Source organism: Flavobacterium humi (genome assembly GCF_004745595.1).
Lineage (GTDB): Bacteria > Bacteroidota > Bacteroidia > Flavobacteriales > Flavobacteriaceae > Flavobacterium > Flavobacterium humi.
Map to the genome: position 1 here is coordinate 272,040 of NZ_SRLH01000001.1, position 25,676 is coordinate 297,715.

Annotated in this window: 22 protein-coding genes; 9 read left to right on the plus strand and 13 right to left on the minus strand. The window is 41.8% G+C overall.

Annotated features, from left to right (window positions below):
* The first annotated feature begins 97 nt into the window (after positions 1-97).
* Positions 98-2,047: an endonuclease gene (locus E4635_RS01075; protein ID WP_135524764.1), complete on the plus strand. Its 1,950-nt coding sequence runs from the start codon at positions 98-100 to the stop codon at positions 2,045-2,047.
* A 246-nt stretch (positions 2,048-2,293) separates the two neighbouring features.
* On the opposite strand, the gene E4635_RS01085 is transcribed toward E4635_RS01075, so the two are convergent.
* Together E4635_RS01085 and E4635_RS01090 are read right to left on the minus strand one after the other, a co-directional pair.
* Entirely contained in the window at positions 2,294-3,157 is an 864-nt protein-coding gene (locus E4635_RS01085) for a bestrophin family protein (protein ID WP_135524766.1), read from the minus strand.
* On the minus strand, positions 3,154-5,127 hold the full coding sequence (locus E4635_RS01090; RefSeq protein ID WP_135524767.1) for a KUP/HAK/KT family potassium transporter: 1,974 nt from the start codon (positions 5,125-5,127) through the stop codon (positions 3,154-3,156). The genes E4635_RS01085 and E4635_RS01090 overlap by 4 nt, the downstream gene beginning before the upstream one ends.
* Before the next feature lie 109 nt (positions 5,128-5,236).
* On the opposite strand from E4635_RS01090, the gene E4635_RS01095 reads away from it, so the two are divergent.
* Positions 5,237-6,289, plus strand: a complete 1,053-nt coding sequence (locus tag E4635_RS01095) for a WD40/YVTN/BNR-like repeat-containing protein (RefSeq protein ID WP_135524768.1) — start codon at positions 5,237-5,239, stop codon at positions 6,287-6,289.
* 17 nt (positions 6,290-6,306) lie between these two features.
* On the opposite strand, the gene E4635_RS01100 is transcribed toward E4635_RS01095, so the two are convergent.
* The 3 genes from E4635_RS01100 to E4635_RS01110 are packed head-to-tail and all read right to left on the minus strand — an operon-like array spanning position 6,307 to position 7,781.
* Positions 6,307-6,825, minus strand: a complete 519-nt coding sequence (locus E4635_RS01100; protein ID WP_169630179.1) for a sensor of ECF-type sigma factor — start codon at positions 6,823-6,825, stop codon at positions 6,307-6,309.
* Between the two features lies 1 nt (position 6,826).
* Positions 6,827-7,207: a hypothetical protein gene (locus E4635_RS01105; protein WP_135524769.1), complete on the minus strand. Its 381-nt coding sequence runs from the start codon at positions 7,205-7,207 to the stop codon at positions 6,827-6,829.
* A 31-nt stretch (positions 7,208-7,238) separates the two neighbouring features.
* A complete protein-coding gene (locus E4635_RS01110) occupies positions 7,239-7,781 on the minus strand; it encodes an RNA polymerase sigma factor (protein ID WP_135524770.1) in 543 nt (180 codons plus the stop codon).
* A 492-nt stretch (positions 7,782-8,273) separates the two neighbouring features.
* On the opposite strand from E4635_RS01110, the gene E4635_RS01115 reads away from it, so the two are divergent.
* Positions 8,274-8,933, plus strand: coding sequence for an HAD family hydrolase (locus tag E4635_RS01115; RefSeq protein ID WP_135524771.1), 660 nt, complete (start codon positions 8,274-8,276; stop codon positions 8,931-8,933).
* On the opposite strand, the gene E4635_RS01120 is transcribed toward E4635_RS01115, so the two are convergent.
* Positions 8,934-10,220 (minus strand): cryptochrome/photolyase family protein, encoded by a 1,287-nt coding sequence (locus tag E4635_RS01120; RefSeq protein WP_135525119.1) that lies wholly within the window; start codon positions 10,218-10,220, stop codon positions 8,934-8,936.
* 191 nt (positions 10,221-10,411) lie between these two features.
* Here E4635_RS01120 and E4635_RS01125 point away from each other — a divergent pair, with 191 nt between their 5' ends.
* Positions 10,412-11,257, plus strand: a complete 846-nt coding sequence (locus E4635_RS01125) for a DUF2911 domain-containing protein (protein ID WP_135524772.1) — start codon at positions 10,412-10,414, stop codon at positions 11,255-11,257.
* A gap of 54 nt (positions 11,258-11,311) precedes the next feature.
* Here E4635_RS01125 and recG read toward each other — a convergent pair whose 3' ends face one another.
* Complete coding sequence (recG, locus tag E4635_RS01130; RefSeq protein ID WP_135524773.1) at positions 11,312-13,417, minus strand: ATP-dependent DNA helicase RecG; 2,106 nt, start codon at positions 13,415-13,417, stop codon at positions 11,312-11,314.
* A gap of 234 nt (positions 13,418-13,651) precedes the next feature.
* Between recG and E4635_RS01135 the strand changes: the two genes are divergently transcribed.
* Both E4635_RS01135 and E4635_RS01140 read left to right on the plus strand, forming a co-directional pair.
* Positions 13,652-14,104: a hypothetical protein gene (locus tag E4635_RS01135; protein ID WP_135524774.1), complete on the plus strand. Its 453-nt coding sequence runs from the start codon at positions 13,652-13,654 to the stop codon at positions 14,102-14,104.
* 25 nt (positions 14,105-14,129) lie between these two features.
* Positions 14,130-15,740 carry a tyrosinase family protein gene (locus E4635_RS01140; RefSeq protein ID WP_135524775.1) on the plus strand — a complete coding sequence of 537 codons (1,611 nt, stop codon included), beginning with the start codon at positions 14,130-14,132 and terminating at the stop codon, positions 15,738-15,740.
* 58 nt (positions 15,741-15,798) lie between these two features.
* Here the strand turns inward: E4635_RS01140 and E4635_RS01145 are convergent, their stop codons facing one another.
* Genes E4635_RS01145 through E4635_RS01155 form a run of 3 tightly spaced genes read right to left on the minus strand, consistent with a single transcriptional unit; the run spans position 15,799 to position 17,735 of the window.
* Positions 15,799-16,494 carry an aspartyl/asparaginyl beta-hydroxylase domain-containing protein gene (locus E4635_RS01145; RefSeq protein ID WP_135524776.1) on the minus strand — a complete coding sequence of 232 codons (696 nt, stop codon included), beginning with the start codon at positions 16,492-16,494 and terminating at the stop codon, positions 15,799-15,801.
* Between the two features lie 4 nt (positions 16,495-16,498).
* Positions 16,499-16,993, minus strand: coding sequence for a hypothetical protein (locus E4635_RS01150; protein WP_135524777.1), 495 nt, complete (start codon positions 16,991-16,993; stop codon positions 16,499-16,501).
* Positions 16,994-17,000: 7 nt separating this feature from the next.
* On the minus strand, positions 17,001-17,735 hold the full coding sequence (locus E4635_RS01155; RefSeq protein WP_135524778.1) for a Dph6-related ATP pyrophosphatase: 735 nt from the start codon (positions 17,733-17,735) through the stop codon (positions 17,001-17,003).
* 86 nt (positions 17,736-17,821) lie between these two features.
* Here E4635_RS01155 and E4635_RS01160 point away from each other — a divergent pair, with 86 nt between their 5' ends.
* Entirely contained in the window at positions 17,822-19,909 is a 2,088-nt protein-coding gene (locus E4635_RS01160) for a M1 family metallopeptidase (protein WP_135524779.1), read from the plus strand.
* On the opposite strand, the gene E4635_RS01165 is transcribed toward E4635_RS01160, so the two are convergent.
* Positions 19,902-20,423: a DUF7935 family protein gene (locus E4635_RS01165; RefSeq protein ID WP_135524780.1), complete on the minus strand. Its 522-nt coding sequence runs from the start codon at positions 20,421-20,423 to the stop codon at positions 19,902-19,904. The two genes, E4635_RS01160 and E4635_RS01165, sit on opposite strands and share 8 nt — an antisense overlap.
* 130 nt (positions 20,424-20,553) lie before the next feature.
* On the opposite strand from E4635_RS01165, the gene E4635_RS01170 reads away from it, so the two are divergent.
* Both E4635_RS01170 and E4635_RS01175 read left to right on the plus strand, forming a co-directional pair.
* Complete coding sequence (locus tag E4635_RS01170; RefSeq protein WP_135524781.1) at positions 20,554-22,887, plus strand: ATP-dependent helicase; 2,334 nt, start codon at positions 20,554-20,556, stop codon at positions 22,885-22,887.
* Positions 22,888-22,982: 95 nt separating this feature from the next.
* Complete coding sequence (locus E4635_RS01175) at positions 22,983-23,603, plus strand: L-threonylcarbamoyladenylate synthase (protein ID WP_135524782.1); 621 nt, start codon at positions 22,983-22,985, stop codon at positions 23,601-23,603.
* Positions 23,604-23,830: 227 nt separating this feature from the next.
* Here the strand turns inward: E4635_RS01175 and E4635_RS01180 are convergent, their stop codons facing one another.
* Positions 23,831-24,661, minus strand: coding sequence for an OmpA/MotB family protein (locus E4635_RS01180; protein ID WP_135524783.1), 831 nt, complete (start codon positions 24,659-24,661; stop codon positions 23,831-23,833).
* 17 nt (positions 24,662-24,678) lie between these two features.
* Positions 24,679-25,674 (minus strand): glycosyltransferase family 2 protein, encoded by a 996-nt coding sequence (locus E4635_RS01185; RefSeq protein ID WP_135524784.1) that lies wholly within the window; start codon positions 25,672-25,674, stop codon positions 24,679-24,681.
* Between the last annotated feature and the right edge of the window lie 2 nt (positions 25,675-25,676).

Sequence of the window (25,676 nt, forward strand, 5' to 3'; positions counted from 1 at the left end):
AAATTTATTTTCCTAAGATTAAAGAATTGTCAATTTTTGCATAAAATCCTCATTCCTACTATAAAAGTAATATATTGCGTTCCCTAATTTTAAGGTTATGATAAAAAAATTACTGTTGCTTTTATTGTTTACCCACATCGGATACTCGCAGGTTGTGATCAATGAGTTGGATTCCGATACGCCTTCCACAGACGATAAGGAGTTTATCGAGCTCAAATCGACCGTGCCAAACACATCGCTTGACGGTTATGTCCTGGTTTTTTTCAACGGGGCCAATAACCAGAGTTACCTTACCATGGATTTAGACGGTATCACCACAAATTCGAACGGTATCGCTACCATCGGCGCCAGCCTGTTATCTCCCGTGCCCAACCGCTATTTGCCTTTTGACAGTATCATCCAAAACGGCCCGGACGCAGTCGCTTTATATTGGGGCAACGGATCGGATTTCCCGACCAATTCATCACCTACAATGACTAATCTTATTGATGCACTCGTTCATGAAACCAATGATGCGGACCCTACAGCCTTAATGGCAGCCTTGGGCGAAACCGTATCCTATGACGAAGGCGCCACTTCGGCCTTAGCCACTTCACAATCCATCCAGCGTAAAACAGACGGGACGTACGAAGCCAAAGCCCCAACGCCCGGAGCCAACAACGATGGCAGCGGCGATATTTACAACGGGATTACCATTAGCGTAAATACTTCCCACAAAAATGAAAACCAAAGTTTCGACATTACCTTTACCACACAAACCAACGTCACCGCAGACCTGAATTTCAATTTTACCTTGGCAAACGGGACCTTTACCACAGCCGATTACACAGGAAGCACCTCCGTTTTCATCGCTACAGGTTCCAATACGGCCACAAAAACCATTCAATTGGTAGATGATGCCTTTGATGAAGGAGACGAAATCCTGCGCATCAAATTTGCTGCCATTCCAACCGGTTTTGTCAAAATGAACGACAATATTGACATCAGGGTTATTGATAATGATTTTACCACCGCACCATGGGGGACACCGCTTAATCCTACACACGGCTTGGTTGCCAACACAATGCCTGCCGGTTATTACGATAGCCTCGAAGGTTTGTCCGGCGCCGCTTTAAAACAAGCCCTCCAGGATATTATTGCCAATCCTTCAGTGGTAAGGGCCCACAATTATGGCGATGTAACCGATATTTTAAAAGTGGCCGACCAAAATCCCCAGAACAGCAACCAGGTCTGGATGATGTACGTCGAAGCACCTCGGGCCAAACTCGATTACCAAACCGGTAGCAGCAACATCGGCACCTGGAACCGGGAGCATATTTACTGCCAGTCCCGCGGCGGTTTTACAGACGGGACTTCCGGCACGGCCGATGGTATCAATGTCTGGCTGCCTACCAATGCTGACGATATTTTGTCCGGTCATGCCGATGCCCATCACATCCGGGCAGAAGACGGCCCCGAGAACAGTTCCCGCAACGAAAGAAATTACGGTTCCGATTATAACGGTCCCCTCGGAAATCAGGGAAGCTGGCACGGCGATGTCGCGCGGGCTGTTTTTTATATGTGCGTCCGCTACAACGGGCTGAATGTTGTCAATGGCAACCCTGCGCAAAACCCTGACGGTTTTATCGGGGACCTGGCTACATTGCTGGCCTGGAACGTATCAGATCCTTCAGATGATTTCGAAATGCACCGCAACAATTACATTTACACCTGGCAATACAACCGAAATCCGTTTATTGACCATCCGGACCTTGCCGATCATATCTGGGGCACCAAAACAACCGTTCCCTGGTCTGCCAGTTTGTCGAATCCGGATTTCGAAGCCTCCAAAATCGTCCTGTATCCCAACCCGGCAAATCATTACATCATGATTTCAGGAGTAAGTACCGATGTCCCTCTGGATATTTATTCGACGACCGGAATCAAGGTCTACAGCGGAATCTACAAGCATGACAGCCATCTCGATCTTTCGTTGCCGGCAGGCGTGTATATGGTTACATTTTCGCAAGATGAGCAATCAATCACTAAAAAACTGATTATACAATAATAAGTTCTTTGCACAGCCTTGTGTATCGTTTGCATAGCCATGTGTAGTGTTTGCACAGCCTTGTGTACCGTTTGCATAGCCTTGTGTAGTGTTTGCACAGCCTTGTGTATCATTTGCATAGCCTTGTGTATCGTTTGCACAGCCTTGTGTACCGTTTGCATAGGCTTGTGTATCGTTATTATTGAAGGGAGTATTCCGGGAACATAATACCAGCATAAAAAAAGCCCCTGGTCAAGAGGCTGTTTGCTATAATATTTCTTCGATGTTTTTTTTGATGTTTTCCGCAATTTTTGCTGTTGGCAAATCATTCTCATCATGCCCGAAGGGATCTTCAATTTCCTCGGCAATAAGTTCTAAACTTGCCAGCACATAAAAGATGAAGATCACCACAGGGATGGTATAATTCCCTAAACTGAACACATACCCAAAAGGAAGCGTCATCACATAAAAGAAAATGAATTTCTTAAGGAAAACACTGTAAGAGAAGGGGATAGGAGTGTTTTTTATTCTTTCGCAGGCACCGCAAATGTCCGTAAAAGCAGTCAGTTCCGGATTGATATAAAGCAGTTGTTCCCCGGTAATCTTATGGCTTTTGTGCAATTCGTTGACTTTTTTCATCAACAGGCGGATCACCTGGTTGGGCTTGTGTTTCTTATGGTCGATATTGATATCGAATTCGTCAAAAAGCTCCTGGCTTATCTTCTCGTTCTTAAGATGGAGGTTCAACGTACTGGCATAGTACGGAATGATTTTCCTGAAAAACAATTTGTCGTCTTTCTCCACAAGGATCGTATCAAGTTTTAAGGCTAAATTCCGGCTGCAGTTTACCAATGCTCCCCATTGTTTGCGCCCTTCCCACCATCGGTCGTACGCGGTATTGGTCCTGAAAACCAACAGCAGCGAAATCACAAAGCCAAGCATGCTGTGCATGGTATTGATATTCTTCAAATGGATATCTTCCCCTAATTTGAAGTAATCCAAAATCAGGTAATCCAGCACCCAGCAATACACAGCGATTCCTGCCATCAGCGGGAACAACGCCCGGAAGGTGTCCGCTTTGTGAAACCGGAAAATAAACGTGAACCACTCTTTAGGGTTATACGAAATCATGATTCTCTATACACGCGTGTTAGTTCGATTCTTTCAGGGGCATGGAGCACCATTGGGAATTTTTCAACCTTAACCGAACTGCTGTCCAGGCCAAATGCTTTTTCTTCAGATAAGGAGAATTTCCTAAAGAAGAAATAGGTGTTCATGATCAGTTTTTCGTGCCAATGCATGAAACTGTCGTTGGAAAGGAATTTTTCGGACAATACAAATTTAAAGTCCCCGATGATATTGTTTTTGCTCAACGATTCGTAACGGCTGGTAATGTCCACTTCTCCGTTTTTCACCATATCCTTGATTACTTCCTTAAACATCAGGTTGATTTTGGTCGGTTCCCTGAAGCCTAAATTAAAATCGATCCTGTACAGGTCGTCCTGGATGATTTCGGTTACTTTATATTCTTTTTTATATGGCTCATTGGTCACATTCACATGGATAAACCAATACAAATCGGCTCTTTTAGGGCGCTTCTGCAAAATAGAGTACATTACTTTTTCCTCGATTTCATCCACCCTGTTGGCATTGGTCATGTACACCAAATGCGTCGCATATTTAGGAATGGATAAATCAACACTCAATTCGGCCAATACCTTTTTATAGTTGTCGATTTTCACGATTTTGGTATAAGTCCTGCTGATTTTCTTGGCGGTGTGCCAGATGGTCATTACAAAGATCAGTAGCGCGGCAATGATGATGGTCACGTAACCGCCATGAGGGAATTTGTCCAGGCAGGCAATCAAAAAGCTGATTTCAATAGACAGGTACAATAATATGATTGGAATGATGATAAAGGCTGCGGTTCTTTTCAACACCATATAATACATCAGCAACAGTGTTGTCATGATCATGCACAATACGATGGCCAGCCCGTAAGCCGCTTCCATTTTCCCGGATTCCCTAAAATACAAAACGATCCCGATACAACCCGCTAATAATAACCAGTTTATGGAAGGAATGTACAATTGCCCTTTTAAATCGGTTGGGTATTTGATTTTAACTTTTGGCCAGAAATTCAGGCGCATCGCTTCATTTATCAGTGTAAACGAACCGGAAATTAAGGCTTGCGAGGCAATTACAGCTGCCATGGTGGCAATTACAATTCCGAAAGGCTGGAACCAATCGGCCATAATAAGATAGAAAGGATTGCCATTGTTAGCATTGATGCTTTCCAGTGTTTGCCCTTCGTGTTTGATCAGGAAAGCACCTTGCCCGAAATAATTCAGAAGCAGTGCGATTTTTACAAAAACCCAGCTGATACGGATGTTCTTCCTTCCGCAATGGCCCATATCCGAATACAATGCTTCCGCTCCGGTAGTACATAAAAACACAAAGCCCAATACATAGAATCCTTCCGGATGTACTTTTAACAAATGATAAGCATAATAAGGGTTTACAGCGCACAAAACATCGGTATTGTGTGTAATTTGTATGGCTCCCAGTACGGCCAGCATACCAAACCAAACGGTCATCATAGGAGCAAAAAACTTCCCGACCAATTTAGTACCGAATTGCTGGATGGTAAACAAAACCACTAAAATCCCAATAACAATAGGCACGGTATTGATTTCAGGGAAATAAATCCGGACTCCTTCTACGGCAGAGGAAACAGAAATAGGAGGCGTAATGATACCGTCGGCAAGCAAGGCACTTCCTCCAATAATGGCAGGAATGATGAGCCACTTCACTTTCGTCCTTTTAACAAGTGCATAGAGTGCGAAAATCCCACCTTCACCATTGTTATCCGCTGAAAGGGTCATGATGACATATTTTAAAGTAGTCTGCAATGTAAGCGTCCAAAAGATCGCCGAAATCCCTCCTAAAACAACATCTGCATTAATTCCGTGTGAGCCTATAATGGCTCTCATTACATATAAAGGTGAAGTACCAATATCTCCGTAAATAATTCCCAGTGTGATTAATATCCCTCCAAGTGTATATTTACTGTGAAGATCCTGATGTGATGAAGCACTCATGTTTCTATTATTTAAAAGGTGTCAAAATTAAAATATTTAATTCGATTTGATTCTATTTTTTACTAAAATTTCTACAAAAAACTGTACTTTGGGTCTTTAAAAAGATTTTATGAAAAAAATGGTTTTGACAGCTATCGCCATCAGTTTGCTTGTGTCATGCGGGACGAATAAGGCAGGGATTGCCGCGCCAATGTATTCCCATATCAAAATAGACACTTTATTTAGCGGGAAGTTAAGCTGCCGGGCTTTGGCCGTAGACGGGAATACCGTCTGGTATGCAGGCAACAATGGCAATTACGGCCGTATTTCCTTAAATGGAGAAACAGATTCCAATTGGAATATGAGCCGGGAAAACCAAAAAATCGAGTTCCGTAGCATGGCACAAACTTCAAAATATGTTTTTATGTTATCGATTGAAAATCCAGCTTTGCTCTACCGTATTGCCAAAGATGGCTCGGAAATAAAACAGGTGTATGAAGAGCATCATGATAAAGCATTCTATGACAGTATGCAATTTTTTAATGATACAGATGGAATGGCTGTTGGCGACCCGACCGAAGATTGCCCTTCCGTTATCAGGACAGCAGACGGAGGTGCAACCTGGCAGAAAATCCCATGCAGTAAGTTACCTAAATTAGCCGAAGGCGAGGCTTTTTTCGCTGCAAGCAATACAAATTTAATCCTAAAAGGCACGAAAGCCTGGATAGTTTCCGGTGGAAAAAAGGCCAGGGTTTTTTATTCCGGTGATAAAGGCGATACCTGGACGGCCTACGAAACGCCAATCATCCAGGGTCAAACAATGACAGGAACCTTTACTGCTGATTTTTACAACGAATCCATCGGGATACTTGCCGGCGGGAATTATGAAAAACCGGAGCAGAATTACCAAAACAAAGCCATTACCCTTGATGGCGGCAAGACATGGAAACTCATTGCGGATAACCAAGGTTTCGGATATGCTTCTTGTATACAATATTTTCCGGGTAGCGGAGGCAAAAGTATCGTTTCAGTAGGAGCGACAGGTGTTTTTTATTCCAGGGACGGCGGATTGGCCTGGCAAAAATTAGCCGATGATAAAGATTTCCTCACCATCCGTTTCCTGGATGGCAAAACCGCTGTGGCAGCCGGGAAAAACAGGATTGTCAGGATTACGTTCCAGTAAAAAACAGCGTCAGGTTTTTAGTTCCCGAAACGCCTGCGGTTTTTCATCTGCTGGAGCAATTTGGTTTTAAATTCCACTTCCAGTTGTTTGAGCATGAGTATCTTTTGGTTTGGGATGATTCCCTGTAAATCTTTAGCCAGTTGGCGTTTGTTGTTCTGGATTTCCGTTTCCAGCTGGTCTTCCTGTTCCATTAATCGTGCAGTTTCTTTGTCGGAAAGCGTTGCAACATTTTCATGTCTGAGCTTGAACAACAATTGTTTTTTCTGGCGCTGGAGTTCTATCTGCTTGTCATCGAACTGATTGAAAACCGGCCAGAATCGTTGTGCTTCTTCAGTTGACAAATCCAACCTTTCGGAAATGAAAGCCACACGAAGCGCTTTGATTCGTTCCACTCGTTTATCTGTATTTTGGGCAAAAACCATGCAGGACAGCATCAGCAAAAGTAAGGTTACGATTCTTTTTCGGATGAGCAAAGTGCCGGTTGTTCCGTTGCATTGCTTTTTTTGAGAAGGACTTATAGTGTAATTGGATTCCATCTTAATTTAAGTATTCGTTAATATACGCTTCTGATTCAGTGTGGTATAGGTTTAGAGAATTTTCAACTGCAGAAATATCTTCATCGGATAAAAGAAGGGCAATATCTTCAGTGGTTACATCGCTTTCATAGGCCAGGTATTCCTGATCAGCCACCACATTTTCAGCAGTATCCTGCGCAAAATAAGCCCAGGTCCCAATGGCAATTATAAAAATGGCTGCTGCGCTTGCTATCCAGGCCGGCCTGCGTTGCCACAACGGAATAACTTTCATCCTTTGAGGGAGTTGGGCCATCATTTTATCTTCAAACTGCTCAAAATAGTGCTCCGGAACCTTAAATCCCGGGGTTATTTTTGGATCGTTATCTAAATCAAATTGTTTCATATAGTGTTGGACAAAATTAATTGTAAAAGGTTTAATCTGTATGTAAAAAGTCCTGAATCTTTTTGACAGCATGGAAATAAGAAGCCTTCAGCGCTCCGACAGAAGTACCTAAAGCATCGCTTATTTCTTCGTATTTCAATTCTTCAAAATATTTCATTTTAAAGACAAGCTGTTGTTTTTCAGGCAAAACAGCAATAGCTTTCTGTAATTTCAACTGGATTTCGTTACCGTCAAAATAGACATCGCTTTCCAGCTTGTTGATGGCCTTCTGTTGTACTTCTTCATTGGAAATCCCTTGTTTTCTGGCTCTTTGCTGCATGAATGAAATCGCTTCATTGGTAGCAATCCGGTACATCCAGGAATACAGTTTGCTTTCGCCTTTAAAATTACCCAAATTGGAATAGGTCTTAAGAAACGTATTTTGCAACACATCATCGGTATCATCATGGTTCAGCACCATATTCCGGATGTGGTTGTACAAAGGCTTCTGGTACAATTGCAACAACTTCCTGAACGCCTCATTTTGAGTTTCAGGGTTTAGAAGTTGTGCAATAAAAGCTTTTTCGTCTTGCAAAAGGAAATGATTTTTAAGATAAGACTAAAGATATTGAAAAAGGTTTAATAATACTTTGCTTTTTGTATCAGGGACATAAGGTGTGGTCAACCACGTCCCATAACGTGGTAAACGGGGTTCGGAACGTCAAACACCACGTCCCATAACGTGGTCAATGACGTCTGGAACGTCAAAAATGACGTCTTATAACGTGGTAAACGGGGTTCGGAACGTCAAACACCATGTCCCATAAGGTGGTCAATGACGTCTGTAACGTCAAAAATGACGTCTTATAACGTGGTAAACGGGGTCCGGAACGTCAAACACCACGTCCTGTAACGTGGTCAATGACGTCCGGAACGTCAAATACCAGACTCTCGGGACACAGGTAATCAGGTAATTAGGAATTCCGGAAAGAAATGGATGGTTTTAGTGTATGGTATTTTGATAATTCCAATCGAATATTAAAAATCTTAGTAACTTAGCCCCTTTGCAACCCAAATTTTTTTAAGGATGATTAAAACGGTAATTTTCGATATGGATGGTGTCATTGTAGATACGGAACCTGTTCATCATTATGCTTATCACCAGCATTTTAAGGAATTGAATATAGCTGTTTCGGATGAAATGTATGCGACGTTTACCGGAAATTCGACCCGGAATGTTTTCCAGAAACTCAAAGAGCATTTCAATCTTAAGGAAGATGTGGAAGATTTGATCCTGCGCAAACGCCACCTGTTTAATGAAGCGTTTGATACCAAGCCTGACCTGGAATTAATCGATGGTGTCCTGGAGTTAATAAGAGATTTACATGCCAACGGAATACAATTGATTTTGGCTTCTTCAGCATCTAAAAGTACTATAAACAGGGTTTTTAACCGTTTTGACCTAAACCAATACTTCACCCATAAAGTGAGTGGGGAAGACTTTCCGAAATCTAAACCGCATCCGGCGATTTTCCTGCATGCTGCTTCTTTATCGGTTGCTCCCAAGGAGGAATGTATCGTCATCGAAGACAGTACCAACGGGATTGCTGCGGCAAAAGCAGCGGGTATTTTTTGTGTCGGGTACCACAGCGAGAATTCAAAAGACCAGAATTTATCGCAAGCAGACCATGTCATCCATGATTTCAATGCGTTGGAATTTTCCGTTTTGCAGCGTTTGGACGTATAATTAGTCCAGGGCTTTTTTATACACTTTCAGGCATTTTTCCCGGGCTTCTTTATGATCTACGATAGGTTTCGGATAATCAGGAGTTTCCAGTTCCGGGATCCACTTTTTGATATAAATAAGGTCTTTGTCAAATTTTCTGATTTGCTCCGTAGGATTGAAAATCCTGAAATAAGGAGCGGCATCCACACCCGAACCGGCCGCCCATTGCCAATTCCCGATATTGCTGGCCTGTTCGTAATCCAACAGCCGGGTTGCAAAATAGGTTTCGCCCCAGCGCCAGTCAATCAGTAAATGTTTGCAGAGAAATCCTGCTGTAATCATCCTGACGCGGTTGTGCATATGCCCGGTTGCATTCAATTCCCGCATTCCGGCATCTACAAAAGGATAACCAGTTTTCCCTTCGCACCATTTTTGAAAGAAATCTTCATTATTTTCCCATGCAACAGCATCGTATTTTTCTTTGAAACTTTTTGTGGCAGTATGTGGAAAATGCCATAAAATCTGGGCAAAAAATTCCCGCCAGATTAATTCTTTAAGAAAAGTCGTGTGGCTGCTTCCTGCTGCTTTCGCGATGATTTTCCGTATGGAAACGGCTCCAAAACGTAAATGGGCACTCAGCATCGATGTTCCAGAAAGTGCAGGATAATCCCGGGTATTTTGGTAATCGTCGATTAGTTTTTCGGTAATGTCATAGGGACTTACTTTAATGGTAGAAGATTTAAAACCAATGGATTCCAGGCTTAAAAAAGGGTAATCGTGAAGTGCTGTTTTCTCCAATTTACCTTCAGAAGGGTAGTGCAGGATTTTTATTTTACGGAAGTTTTCCATCCATTTATGGGCATACGGAGTAAAAACCACATAGGGTTTGCCATCTTCTTTGACAATGTCGTTTTTCTCAAAAATCACCTGGTCCTTACTGGTTTTAAACTGGATGCCATGAGTTGTAAAAAGCTGGTTCAGTTCCAGGTCCCTTTTCCGCGCATACGGTTCGTAATCATGGTTGGTGTATACGGTCCCGATTTTGTTTTCGGCAATAAGCTTTTGGAAAATTTTTAACGGTTTCCCTTTAAAAACAGCCAATGATTTCCCTTTTTGATGCAATTGATCCTGTATCTTGGAAAGCAATCCGTGGATAAAAGCAACCCTGGCATCGTCTTTGGGCAATTGGGAAAGAATGGTTTCATCGAAAATAAAAACCGGCAGGACCATAGGGTCATCCTGCAAGGCATGCAGTAAACCGGCATTGTCATCCAGTCGTAAATCGCGTCGGAACCAAAAGATATTCATCATTTATAGTGTGGAAAATGTAAAAATATAAACTTTGGCTTTAGGTTTAGGATAATGGTTGCTATTTTTTTAAGGAATAAGGCCTGTATTCTTGGCTCTTGTTTCTTTCCGCTAATTTTTGGTTTTATACTTTTCTTAACAATTGATATCGGTTTGAAATTTTATCTTTGGGAAAACAAATTTATATCAAAATGGGAAAATTTATAGTTGCATTAGCCCTTCTGGCTGCATCTTTTACAATTGAAGCACAAGTTAAAATTCCACAGGCAAGCCCGAAAGCAACAGTGATTCAGACTGTTGGGCTTACTGACGTAGAAATTGATTACCACAGGCCAAGTGCCAAAGGAAGAGTTGTTTTTGGTGATTTGGTCCCTTTTGGAAAAATATGGAGGACCGGTGCCAATGAAAATACAATTATTTCGTTCAGTGATGATGTGGTTATTAATGGAACGGTACTGAAAAAAGGAAAATATTCACTCTATACCATGCCCAAAGCGGACAGCTGGGATGTGATTTTTTATGCTACGACCGATAATTGGGGTAATCCGGAAACCTGGGATGATGCCAAAGTTGTTTTGAAAGTGAATGCCAAAACAGAAATCCTAAACAGAAATGTGGAGACTTTTGAGATCGGGATCAACAATACGGATAACAATTCGGCAACGTTGGAATTTTCGTGGGAAAAAACCATGGTTGCAGTAAAATTTGAAGTTCCGACACAAAAAACAGCATTGGCCAGCATCGATAAAACATTGGCCGGTCCTGCCGCCGGTGATTATTATGCCGCTGCACAATATTATTTCCAGTCTAACGGTGATTTGAATAAAGCGTTGACCTATGTAAACAAGGCCTATGACATGAACGATAAAAAACCGTATTGGTATACTCGTTTAAAATCTCAGATCCAGGCAAAATTAGGCGATAAAAAAGGTGCTGTGGAAACTGCCAAAATATCCTTGGCTGCCGCACAGGCCGCTAAAAATGACGATTATGTGAAAATGAACCAGGACAGCATCGCAGAATGGACTAAGAAATAAAAAAAACATATATTTTAAAATGAAAAACGTACTCCTTAAAAGAGTACGTTTTTTTTAGCTGATATAATTCCAAATGTTCTTTTTCTTGGATAATTCGATGAAAACCCTTCTTAAAGTTTGATGTTCGGGTTTTTCCATCGAAGCATCTTCCTTGAGGAGTTTCAGGGCATGGTGCCTGGCCAGCAGCAGGATTTCCTTATCCTTGACCAAATCGGCAATCTGAAGGTTCAGGACGCCGCTTTGCTGTTTGCCCATGATATCGCCCGGCCCGCGGAGTTTTAAATCGACTTCGGCAATTTCGAAACCGTCATTGGTCCTCACCATTGTTTCCATCCGGGTTTTGGAATCATGACTGAGTTTTTGCCCGGTCATCAGGATACAATAACTCTGTTCCGCGCCACGGCCCACACGTCCTCGCAGCTGGTGTAATTGCGATAGGCCGAAACGTTCTGCACTTTCAATAATCATCACACTGGCATTGGGTACGTTGACGCCCACTTCGATTACAGTCGTAGCCACCATAATATTGGTTTTCCCTTCCGAAAAACGTTTCATTTCAGCATCTTTTTCGGCGGCTTTCATTTTTCCGTGAACGATAGAGACGGCGTATTGTGGCAAAGGAAAATCACGGGAAATGCCTTCGTAACCATCCATAAGATCTTTATAATCCATTTTTTCAGATTCCTGGATTAGTGGATAAACAATATAAATCTGACGCCCTTTAGCGATTTCATCCTTTAAAAACCTCCAGACTTTCAATCGGTTACTGTCATAACGATGGACTGTTTGTATGGGTTTCCGGCCGGGAGGCAATTCGTCGATTATCGAAATATCCAAATCTCCATAGAGGCTCATGGCCAATGTCCTGGGTATCGGCGTTGCTGTCATGACCAAAATATGGGGCGGGATGTCATTCTTTTTCCAGAGCTTGCTTCGTTGTTCCACGCCAAAACGGTGCTGTTCATCAATAATGGCAAAGCCTAAATTCTTGAACTGTACCTTATCTTCCAGCAAAGCATGTGTACCGATTAAAATATCCAGGCTTCCGTTCTCAAGTTCCTCATGGATGATGTTCCGTTCCTTAGTTTTTGTAGAGCCGGTGAGCAGTTTGATATTCAGATTAAGGGGTTTGGCCAATTCAGTAATGCCGTAAAAGTGCTGGTTTGCCAATATTTCCGTGGGTGCCATCAGGCAGGACTGAAACCCGTTATCCAATGCCAGGAGCATGCTCATCAGGGCCACAATGGTTTTCCCAGAACCCACGTCACCTTGCAGGAGCCGGTTCATTTGTGCATTGCTGCCTAAATCGTTCCGGATTTCCCGAAGGACTTTTTTTTGCGCACCTGTCAAATCAAAAGGCAAGTGATGGTTGTAGAATTCCGTAAAATTTACGCCTACTTTATCAAAAGGATGTCCTTTTATTTTATGTTTTCGAATTAAATTCTTGGTAATCAGTTGCAATTGGATAAAAAACAGTTCTTCAAATTTCAGCCGGAATTGGGCTTTTAGCAAAAGTTCCTGGCTTTTTGGAAAATGAATGTTAAATAACGCGGCATTTTTAGGAATCAATTTCAATTCTTCCAAAATATAACCGGGCAACGTTTCGGTAAATAATGCTTGTGTTTCGGTAAATAACTGCATCATCATTTTATTGACGGCTTTATTGGTAATGCCTCGCTGCACTAATTTTTCAGTCGACGGATACACCGGCTGCATGGCTGAACGCAGGTTTTGTTCATGTTCGGTTAGCAATTCCATTTCCGGATGCGCCATGCTGAACATAGTATTGAAGGAGTTCGTTTTCCCGAAAACCACATAAGGGATATTGAGTTTTACACTTTCCCGGATCCATTTCTGGCCTTGGAACCAAACCAGTTCCATTTGGCCTGTATCATCTGTAAACGTAGCTACCAAGCGGCTTTTCCCTTTGGCAAACTCAACTGTTTTCAGATGGATGATTTTCCCCACTACCTGGACTTCTGCCGTAGTGTCCTGCAATTCATTGATTTTATAATAGCGGGTCCTGTCAATATAACGGTTCGGATATAAATTGATCAAATCCCCGTATTTGAAAATCCCCATTTCCTTGCGCAGCAAATCCCCACGTTGCGGGCCAACGCCTTTAAGGTATTCAATAGGAGTTTCCAGGAGGTTATTCATGGTTGTGAAATCAGGGTCTTTTGATTTGAGAAGTAGCGAAGATAAACTTTTATAAAAAAAATTAAAAATTAAGGCAGAAATATCTCCTGTTTTTCCAGAAGAAAAAAGTATAAACAACTAATATATGAAAATAAAAATTAAAAAACACGTATAAATACCTGTAAGTATTTTCTTAATTATTTTTAATTTTAGGTAAGAAAAGCAGTTTGGAAAATACATTAAAAAAACAGCCCTATGAAAAATTCAAATACGAATGCTGCCTGTCATTGCAAATCAAATGCCTGCCCGAACCAGGAACGGAAAACGCCAAAAGGGATAAAAAAGATATTAGGTTCGGTACCGTCTGTAGTATTGAGCATCCTGGTGGCGGTTTTCCCGAAATGCCCTCTTTGCTGGGCGGTTTATATGAGTATGTTGGGAAGTTTCGGCTTGGCCAAAATACCTTTTATGGGGTGGCTTTTGCCGGTTTTTATAGGCTTTTTAGGTCTCCATTTATGGTTGCTTTGGAGAAGGACCGGCGAAAAAGGATATGGCCCTTTTGTAGTGAGCCTTATTGGTTTTTCGATATTGCTTTCCGCTAAATTGGCCCGTTTGGACCTGGAATGGATATCTGCTTCAGGAATGCTTTTTATAGCTGTAGGTTCCTTCTGGAATAGTTTTTCAGCCCCTAAATTACATATCGTTTAAAAATCAAAAACCAAAACATATTTTTATGACAACACCAAAACAAATCAGAGTACGGAGGTCATTGCATGATGTCCAAAAGGATTACGGAAACGGCAATACCAAAGAATTGGAAAATTTAATGAGAGCCTGGAAAGGAATCAAGGAACTTCCGGCAGATGACCCGAATTCCTTTTTTATGATTGGCGGTTTCCATGGCGAACCATTCAGGGGAGCAGGCTGGGGGAACGGCTCTTACTGGGGCGGGTATTGCAATCACGGGAATGTATTATTTCCTACTTGGCACAGGGCTTACCTGATGCGGTTGGAAGAAGCCCTTCAAAGTATTGCCGGATGTGAGGATGTGATGTTGCCTTTTTGGGATGAAACCAATGAAGAATCCCTTGCCAAAGGAATTCCGTGGGCATTGACCAATGAAAAATTCACTTTGGACGGCGTGGAGATTGATAACCCGCTGCGTTCTTTCATCTTCCCTAAAAATATTGTGGATAATGTCAATCAGGATCCTGTAGATTATTCAAAACCAAAAGGATATGAAACGGTTCGTTATCCGTTATCGGGATTGATGGGGCCAAATGACATCAAGAAAACCACCGTTCACAATGCCCGTTTCCCGGATTATACCAAGAATGTCGAAATACTGAACAACAATGTTATCAACTGGCTTAATTCCTATATTATTGTAAAGCGCAAAAAAATCCCGACAAATGTGCATCAAAAATACATTGACAGCTTAAACGCACCAAATTTTACGGTTTTTTCCAATACGACTTCTTCTGCAGAATGGAATGACAACCTGGAAGACGGAAAAAGCCCTGTCGTTCCTTTGGAATCCCCGCACAACAGTATCCATTTGGCCGTAGGCGGATGTGATATTCCTACCTATGACCGTTCTCCTATACGTGGTGCCAATGGTGATATGGGAGAAAATGACACGGCCGGTTTGGACCCGATTTTCTATTTCCATCATTGCAATGTTGACCGGGTTTTTTGGTTATGGCAAAAAAAATACGGCAAAACAGACCAGCTTGAAATCATTGCCGAATATCCGGGTACCAATACAGTGGACAGCCAAGGGCCAACTCCGGGTGTTGCTCCTAATTCCTGGCTCACACTGGAAAGCCCGCTGACTCCTTTTAAATTAAAGGAGCGTGATATGGAACGCATGTATACTTCTTTGGATTGCATCAATATAGAAACCCAGTTGGGATATACGTACGGAGCAGGTTCCCTGGACGAATATGCGGTACCAAACCTATCGGCTAAAAACCAGGAAGAAAACACAGATGCCAAAGTGCTAAAAGTATCAAAAATTAATCGTGGAGGCATTAACGGTTCGTTTATGATCAATGCTTTTGCCATGATTGACGGCAAAAAAGAACTTATAGGCACGGAAGCTGTTTTAAGCCGATGGAGTGTTCAGACCTGTTCAAATTGCCAGACGCATATTGAAGTTAAAGCTTTCTTTGAATTGCCGGAAACCGGAGATAAATTAATGAAAGGCGTGCAAAGCCAGACCGATCCTGAAATTATTGTCGAAGTCAGTGACCATGAAGACCTGCTTATGACAAATGAGTCTGTAAAAATGCTCAAAGGCACCACACAGACCGCTCCGACTTTTAGAGTAGAAATAGTATAACCAAAGTATTTATAATTCGTCCCGGAAGAGATGGTAAGGAAACTTGCCGTCTCTTTTTTTAATGGTTTTTAAGGTTGGCAAGGATTTCACGAGCCGCAGGAGTATCCATTTTTTCCAGTTCTTCCATCATTTGCAGTTTTTCGCTTTCTTTCAATTGAGGAATAGGCTTGAGGAATTGATCCTGACGGGCTTCTTTAAAAAACAAGGCATCCGTCCATTGGTTACGGGTTCCGTCAATGACCAGGTGGATCCTATTTTCCGTGCCCCGGTTTGCTACCGAATGTGTAAAATTAGCATCAATGTACCAGCATTCTCCTTCATTCATGACCAAACGCGTGCCATCGAGTATAAACTCCACTTCACTGTTAGTGATTATGGGAATATGCAATCGGAATGAACCGTCTTCATACCCTAAACAATAATCTTTATGAGGCTTGATTTCGGCCCCGGCAGACAATTGCAATAAGCGGACAGCGGTTTTTTCAAACAGGAAATTGTCCAGGATTTCTTTGAAATAAGTGCAGGAATCCAATATTTCGGTATAAATGACCTCTTCTGTCCCGGAATGCAAAGCATAGATATTATCCGATTTTCCGCCCACGGCCATAAGGGCGATTGAAGTCCATTTGCCACTGTAATCATTGGTATTGTAATGGTCTGTCCAGTTTTTGCCGATGACTTTCCGAAGGTCGTTTTTTAATCTTTCGGTATCAAAAGCGAAAGGGAATTTAATTGAGCGTACCAAGTTTTCCATAATCCTAATTTCTTAACCATTGCTGCATTGCCGGAAAAGGCTCTTTGTCTTCCTTTAAGGCGCTGTCCTGCCCCAAAGTTAGCCCCGCCCATTCCAGGAAAGGCAATCCGATGTAATTTTTATTTTTATAACTGTCAATAAGCCAGTCTGAATTTCCTTTATAACCGTTAGGATGGAAAACAACATCAAAAGCAAGCTCCAGGTGGCAGGAAGCCGCATATGACCACAGCATCGCACCAATTTCATCACCCTGCGTGGGCCATTCTTCCGGCATGGTTTCAGTACCGATGTGTTTCCTTTCGGCAGCGGGAGTCACCGCCAAATGGCCTGCTTCATGAAGGATATCGCCCGGGTATTTCAACTTCTGGTAATCAATAATCAGGTAATTTGGCCCAATGGCAAGCCCGGGCAGGAAAGTGGTGCCATCCAATTCCTTTTCAATAACCCGGATACCGATTTCTTTCAGGAATGCTAGTATTTTTTGTAATTCTACGGTCATAGTATCGTTATTTTGGAAGCAGGTCGCAATACCAGAATCCATAGTCAAAAGGGTCGGACGTATTGGTATCGCAGGCCGTGCCGGAAGGCTCTTCTTTTGGTTTTTCGTATTTGCGGTAGACAATTTCACCCACTTCGAAGGTAATCGGCTTAGAAAAAACCGGGCCGTCAAAAGTAAAGGTATGAAACTCTCCGTTTTCGCCACAAACATCAACATCATCAGGCAAATCAGCTATAAATTGCGCATCAATGACCCTTCCTGCAAAACTTTTATCAAGATGGCGTTCGTTAACACAGGTAACAATAGTTTTAAAACCCAAATCGAGAAACTCCTGGATCAGTTGTTTTGTTGGGGTGTTCCAAAGCGGGAAAACACCTTCCAGTTGCATGGAGGCCAATTTTTCTTCGCGGTATTTCCGTAAATCTTCCAGGAAGATATCCCCGAAAATAGAAAGAGAAACTCCTTCTGATTTAAATTTCACCATGGTTTCCCGGACTACATTTTCGTACACTTCCATAGTGGGCATCTCGGGAATCTTCATCATATACAACGGCAAGCCAATGCTTTTTGCCTGTTGTTCCAAAAGCTCCGCACGCACGCCATGCATGGAAATCCGGTTGTATTGCTGGTTAACGCTTGTCAGGAGCGAAACAATCTCGATATCAGGATTCTTCAGGGTTTTGTATAAAGCCAGCGCCGAATCCTTGCCGCTGCTCCAGTTAAAAATAGCTTTCTTTTTCAAAAATGATGTAATTTGAAGGTAAACTTACAAAAATGTAGCGAAAAGTTTAGGCAAGCTTTGTAACTTTGAAATTCTTAGTGCACAATATGAAACATTTTTCCCTTTTATTCCTTTTATTTCCTGTCCTTTGCTTCGGGCAACAAATCCGGAAAGTAGATTTTACTATAATGGAAGGCGTGGTTATCCCAAATCCTGCCGAAAAATCCATAACCGGCGATATCCTGTATCATTTTAAAGTGAAAAGCCCGATCGATACCATAAAAATCGATGCCCAGAAAATGAGTTTTACTTCGTTGAAAATCAATGGTAAGGAAGTCAGGTTTAAAAATACCGGTAAGGAATTGCTGCTGTTTGAAGGTTTTAAAAAAGGCAAAAACATATTGGCTTTCTCGTATAAAGCCGTACCGAAACAAGCGCTTTATTTCATTGGAGAGGGGAATTACCTGCAAATCTGGACGCAAGGCCAGGGGAAATATACCAGTCATTGGCTTCCTAGTTTTGATAACGGGAACGAAAAAGTTGTTTTTAACCTTTCCGTCGTTTTTGACAAGCAATACCAGGTCGTATCCAATGGCGAGAACAATTCTTCCAGTAAAAATACCATTGCGCTTACGCACGACAAAAATCATTCTGTTTTCAGCTATTCGATGCGGCAGCCGATGAGTTCTTATTTGGTAATGATGGCCATCGGAAAATACGACAAAGAGGTTTTGCAGTCAAAATCCGGGATTCCTCTGGAAATCTACCTGAAACCCGAAGACAAAGATAAATTTGATGCTACATACAAGTATTCCAAAGAGATATTCGATTTCATGGAAAAGGAAATAGGAGTGAAGTACCCATGGAAAGTGTACCGCCAGCTTCCGGTAAATGACTTTTTATATGCCGGCATGGAAAATACTTCCGCTACGCTTTTTTCGCAGGACCTGGTGGTGGATGCCGTAGGTTTTAATGATAAGAATTACATCAATGTTAATGCGCATGAGCTTGCACATCAGTGGTTTGGAGATTTGATTACCGAAGAATCCGGCCACGATCACTGGCTGCAGGAAGGCTTTGCGACGTATTATGCACTTCTGGCGGAAAAAGCTCTTTTCGGCGAAGACCATTTTAATTATGAACTGATCAAAATCACAGAAGAATTGCAGGCGGCTGCCAAAACAGACACGATTCCCATCCTGAACGGCAAAGCCAGTTCACTAACGTTTTATCAAAAAGGAGCTTTGGCCCTGTATATGCTGGATGAAAAAATAGGGCATGAAAATTTCCAAAAAGCCGTTAAAAAATACCTTCAGCACTATAAATTCAAGAACGTGGTAACCGAAAATTTCCTGGATGAAATCAAGAAAGTATCGGCTTATGATGTGACAGCTTTCCGAAAGGATTGGCTTGAAAAACCTGGTTTCAACCTCGAAGAAGTAACCGCCGTTCTGCACAAGAACAAATTTGCAAAGGCCTATTTGGAGCTTCAAAAAATGCAGGATATTCCTTTTGAACAGAAAAAAGAACACTTCAAGTCTTTGTTGAAATCAGGTGTTTTTTATCCTGTAAAACAGGAAGTTATACGCCAATTATCTGAAGTTTCGATGGAAGATAAAAAAGAATTGCTCCTGTTGGCTTTTCATAGTAATGACATAAAAGTGCGACAGGCCATTGCCGAAACGTTACTGGAAATTCCTTTGGAACTAAAACCCGAATACGAAAGCCTGTTGGAAGACCCGTCTTATAAAACCCGTCAGATAGCCCTGCAGAATCTATGGGTGAAATTCCCGGAAGACAGGGTCAAACTGGTTGAAAAATCTGAAAACTGGGTTGGTTCAAACGATAAAGACCTTCGGATTACCTGGCTTATGCTGGCTTTGGGAACACCTGGATACCAACCGGAGAACAAATCGAGATTGTATAAGGAAATGATTGATTATGCCTCTGTAAATTATGACAGTACCATCCGCCAGAATGCCTTGGAAATGCTTTTAAAAATAAACCCTACTGATGAAAGGGTGCTGCAGTCCCTTGTCAATGCTACAACCCATCACAAATGGCAGTTTGTCGCTTTTGGAAAAAATACCATTCGGGCAATGCTCAAAAAAGAGGAATTCAGGAAGGCTTTTGAAGCTTTGCTTCCCAAATTGACAGGAAAAGAGCAGGCTTTTTTAAAAAACGAGCTTAAATAATAGAGGAAACTTCGTGCTTAAGATACGCCAAAGCAACCACGCAAGGAGATTCGCCATCGAGCAAATCACTTAAAATAGTTTCGCGCAGTTTGTCGGCCGTGTCTATTTTTTCACTCATATTGGTTTTACGGATGTTTTGGATGATAGTGTTTTTGGCCGTTAAAATAATGGTCCAGCATTCATCGGTAACATAAATTTGTTGTGTCAGGTTGTGTTCGAATTCCTGTTCGATGCTGTAAATCAGCAAGTTTTCATAATCATTGGCATTATTCGAAACCGGAGCCACACGGATCAGCAATTTAGAAGGATTGATCCTTTCCAAAAACAGTGCCATGCGTTCGTATGCCTGCAGGCGCAAAGGCAATGCGTCTTTTTGGTTTTCTTTTTGCAACAGCCATCGCCTGGTGTTCTGCTGGTCATTAAAATAAGCATTGAACAGGTAGTAAGCCACACCTCCGGTAATCAAAGAAGGAATGGTATAGGCGATTATTTCGATAATTTTAGTAGCGTCCATAGGAATTGTAATAGCTATTGGTTGTTGAGATACGGATTTCTTCGGGCAAATAAACGAATAATCAAATAAACTTAAAAATTTAATTGTAATAAACCTTTTGTCAGCGTATTTTTGGGGTTTGATTTTTATTATGCAAAAATATATTAGCCAACTTAATGAAGCCCAACAGGCACCTGTCTTGCAGAAGGATGGGCCAATGATTGTCATTGCCGGTGCCGGCTCTGGGAAAACACGTGTACTGACGGTTAGGATTGCCAATTTGATGCACCAGGGAGTGGATGCCTTCAATATCCTGTCACTCACTTTTACCAACAAAGCGGCGCGTGAAATGAAGAAACGTATTGCCGATATTGTGGGGAATTCGGAGGCTAAAAACCTTTGGATGGGGACTTTCCACTCTGTTTTTGCGAAAATCCTCCGTTTGGAAGCCGATAAATTAGGATACCCAAGCAATTTTACGATTTACGATTCGCAGGACAGTGTCCGTTTATTAGGGTCGATTATCAAGGAAATGCAGCTGGACAAGGATATTTACAAACCAAAACAGGTTTTCAGCCGGATATCGTCCTACAAAAACAGTTTGGTAACCGTTAAAGCCTATTTTAACAATCCGGAACTCCAGGAAGCTGATGCGATGAGCAAAAAACCGCGTTTGGGCGAAATATACCAGCATTATGTAGACCGTTGCTTTAAAGCCGGCGCCATGGATTTTGATGATTTGCTGCTGAAAACCAACGAATTGCTAACGCGTTTCCCGGATGTGCTGATGAAATACCAAAACCGGTTCCGTTATATTCTGGTAGATGAGTACCAGGATACGAACCATTCGCAGTACCTGATCGTAAGGGCATTGTCAGATCGTTTCCAGAACATTTGTGTCGTTGGGGATGATGCGCAGAGTATTTATGCTTTCCGCGGCGCGAACATCAACAATATCCTGAATTTCCAGAAAGATTACGATAACGTGACCATGTACCGGCTGGAGCAAAATTACCGTTCGACGAAAAATATTGTAGAAGCGGCGAATTCCATTATTGAAAAGAATAAAGTCAAATTGGATAAAGTAGTCTGGACAGCTAATGACAACGGGCCAAAGATTAAAATACACCGAAGCCTCACCGATGGGGAAGAAGGACGTTTTGTAGCTTCTACTATTTTTGAGGAGAAGATGCAAAAGCAGATGATGAATAGCGAATTTGCAATCCTCTACCGTACCAACGCACAATCCCGTGCCATGGAAGACGCGCTCAGGAAGCGTGATATCCCGTACCGTATTTATGGCGGATTGTCTTTTTACCAACGTAAGGAAATCAAGGACGTTTTGTGCTATCTGCGACTGGTAATCAATCCTAAGGATGAAGAAGCCTTAATCAGGGTCATCAACTATCCTGCCAGGGGAATTGGAGACACTACCGTTGAAAAACTGACCGTTGCGGCCAATCATTACAAGCGTTCCATTTTTGAAGTGATGGAACATATTGATAAAATCGATTTGAAACTGACTTCCGGGACCAAAAACAAATTGCAGGATTTTGTTACCATGATCAAGAGTTTTCAGGTCATCAATGAAAACCAGGATGCGTTTTACCTGGCAGACCATGTGGCCAAAAAAACCGGTTATATACAAGAATTGAAGAAAGATGCGACACCGGAAGGGATTGCCCGCATTGAAAATATAGAGGAATTGCTAAACGGTATCAAGGATTTTACCGAAGGCCAGAAAGAAGTTGACGGTGCCCGTGGTGCCTTATCGGAATTTTTGGAAGATGTAGCCTTGGCCACCGACCTGGACAATGATACCGGTGACGATGATAGGGTGGCTTTGATGACCATCCATTTGGCCAAAGGGCTTGAATTTCCAACAGTTTTTATTGTCGGGATGGAAGAAGATTTGTTCCCGAGCGCAATGAGTATGAGTACCCGAAGCGAACTCGAAGAGGAACGGCGTTTGTTTTACGTAGCCTTAACCAGGGCGGAGCACCAGGCATACCTGACCTATGCGCAATCACGCTACCGTTGGGGAAAATTGACAGATAGCGAGCCTTCACGGTTTATAGAAGAAATTGACGGGCAGTTTTTAGAATACCTGACACCTACCGAGACGAGTTACCGCTATAAACCAATGATTGACCATGATATTTTTGGTGATGTAGACAAATCAAAATTACGCCTGTCGAAACCTGTTGCCGGCACGCCACCTAAATACATCACAGACAAGGAACCGGTTTCTTCAGTAAACATCCGGAAATTGAAACCCGTTGCCAGCAATTCGTCTGGGAATAGCGCCAATTTATTCGACAATAAACTGGTAGCAGGGAATATCGTAATGCACGAGCGCTTCGGAAAAGGGGAAATCCTGAACCTGGAAGGAGCAGGCGCCGATAAAAAGGCGGAAATCAAATTTGAAGTGGGCGGTATTAAAAAATTACTGCTTCGGTTTGCGAAATTGGATGTGATTGGATAAGGAGCATCAAGAAGGATGAGTCAAAGAAACAAGGAAAATACAGGAATAAAAGGTATATTTGTTTGTGTTTCTCCCTTACTATAAAAAATAAAACCATGGCACAATTCATCAAAATATACGAAGACAAGACCAGTGAAGCGGCTATTGCCAAAGTCGTTAAGGTCCTGAGAGAAGGCGGATTGATCATTTATCCTACGGATACCGTTTATGGTTTGGGCTGTGATATTACCAATACAAAAGCATTGGAGAGGATTGCCAGGATAAAGGGCATCAAACTGGAGAAAGCTAATTTTTCCTTTGTTTGCCATGACTTGAGCAATATTTCCGATTATGTGAAACAGATCGATACCTCGACTTTTAAGATATTAAAACGTGCCTTGCCAGGGCCTTATACTTTTATTTTACCAGGAAACAACAACCTGCCGAAGGAATTCAAAAAGAAAACAACTGTTGGGATCCGTGTGCCGGAAAATAACATTGCTTTGGAAATTGTCAGGATGCTCGGAAACCCTATTGTTTCTACATCGATACATGACGATGATGAAGTCCTGGAATATTCCACAGATCCAGAATTGATCTTCGAAAAATGGCAAAACCTCGTAGATGTAGTCATTGACGGCGGTTACGGAGATAATATCGGTTCTACAGTTATAGATTTATCGGGTTATGAGCCTGTTGTGGTTCGTGAAGGAAAAGGGAGCCTTGATATTTTATGACAATACCAATAATATTCCACTAAAAATTTGTAAATTAGTAGGGTATTTCCAATTATTTTTATAACAATCGAAAATTAGGTACAGGAAGCTATAGTTTTATATCTCACGTATAAAAGTATGCAGTCTGGTTTTACCGTTTTTCTATTAAATGGTGTTATCGAAAGAAATTGGGAAATATGGAAAAAGCAGGTCGTGAGACCTGCTTTTGAAGTTTTATGCCGTGCTGTTTATTGCTGTTTTTTCATTTCCTTTTCGATCATTTCATAGAACTGGTCGATTTTAGGCATAATGATGATTCTCGTCCTTCTGTTTTTGGCGCGGTTTTCAGGCGTGTCGTTTTCCACCAAAGGAATGTAATAGCTCCTACCGGCAGGAATCAATTGTTTTGGGTTCACACCCAGGTCATTATGTAAAACCCTTACAATGGAAGTCGCTCTTTTTACAGATAAATCCCAGTTGTCCAGCAGAACAGTATTTTTGATAGGCACGTTATCCGTATGGCCTTCCACCATACATTCGAAATCAGGTTTGCTGTTTACGACCTTCGCTACTTTGGCCAAAACGCCTTTCGCCCTGTCGCTTACATCGTAACTTCCGGATTTGAATAAAAGGTTATCGGCAATGGAAATCATAACCACTCCTTTTTCTACATTGATATTGATGTCCGGATCGTCAATTCCTACTTCGCGTTTCAAACTTGTTACCAAAGCCAGGGTTACAGAATCTTTTTTGGTTAATGCATCTTGCATACGGCTGATTTTCAAGTCTTTTTCTTTGATGGTTTCCAAAGCTTTTTCAATATTTTGAGCCCCTTGAGTAGTAAGGGTTGTCATATTGCCCATATTGTTGATCAGGTCGGTATTGTTCTTTTTCAGGAATTCATTCTGATTGGCCATCGCCTCTTTTTCAGTCAGGCATGCGTTTAATTTTACGGTGCAGCTGTTTAATAAATCCTGAATTTCTTTGTTTTGGGCTTCCAGTGCGGCAATTTTTTTCTTTGTTCCGCACGAACCCATTACCAGTGAAATTACTGATACTAAAAAGACTAATTTTCTCATAAACTTGTGAATTTAATTTACTTTAATTTTTCAAAGAGGTTGTCATTACTGATATAATAACGATAAACGATCGAATTTATTTTGTAATATTTTTCAGATTGGCGAATATCGCGCTTGTTTGAGAACTTAAAGATACGACTATAAAAGGAATAATGCGCATGCAAAACAGAGAACAAGTGTTTCGGCTTTCCCTGTGTGAGGAAACGGATGCCTGCAATCCCATCCAAAACCATGCGGATAAAGAGCGTAACGGCCATTGTTTTCGCCGGAAGGTTTTTGGTCAGCATCCAAAGCGAATTCCTGAAATTCAGGAACGTTTTCTTCGGGCTGCCGGCATTTAAGGTAGCACCGCCAACATGATAAACCGTTGAATTGCCGCAATATTTGATAGTGTAGTTTTTATTGAAAGCACGCCAGCACAAATCGATTTCTTCCTGATGCGCAAAAAAATCAGGATCGAAACCTTCCAGTTCCCGGAATACTTTTTTACGGATAAAAAAACAAGCTCCCGATGCCCAGAAAATCTCACAAGTGTCGTTATATTGCCCATTGTCTTTTTCCAAAGTTTCAAAGATACGTCCACGGCAAAATGGAAACCCGTATTTATCGATAAAACCGCCGCCGGCACCGGCATATTCAAAATATTCCTTGTTTTTGAAATCCAGTATTTTAGGCTGGATGATGGCTGTTTCCGGCTCCTTTTCGAATAAGGAAAGAATAGGGGCGAGCCAGTTTTCGGTAACTTCTATATCCGAATTGACCAAAGCATAAATATCTTCTTCCACAAACTGCAAGGCTTCATTATAGCCTTTGGCAAAGCCGAAATTGTCGCTGTTGGAGATAATTTTAACCGAAGGGAAATGTTTTTTTACAAAAGAAACCGAAGCATCGGTTGAAGCATTATCGGCAACATAAATTACCGCTTCGGGGGAATACCGGATAACGGAAGGCAAGAACTGCTCTAACAAAGCTATTCCGTTCCAGTTCAATATGACAACTGCAGTATTGGGCATTT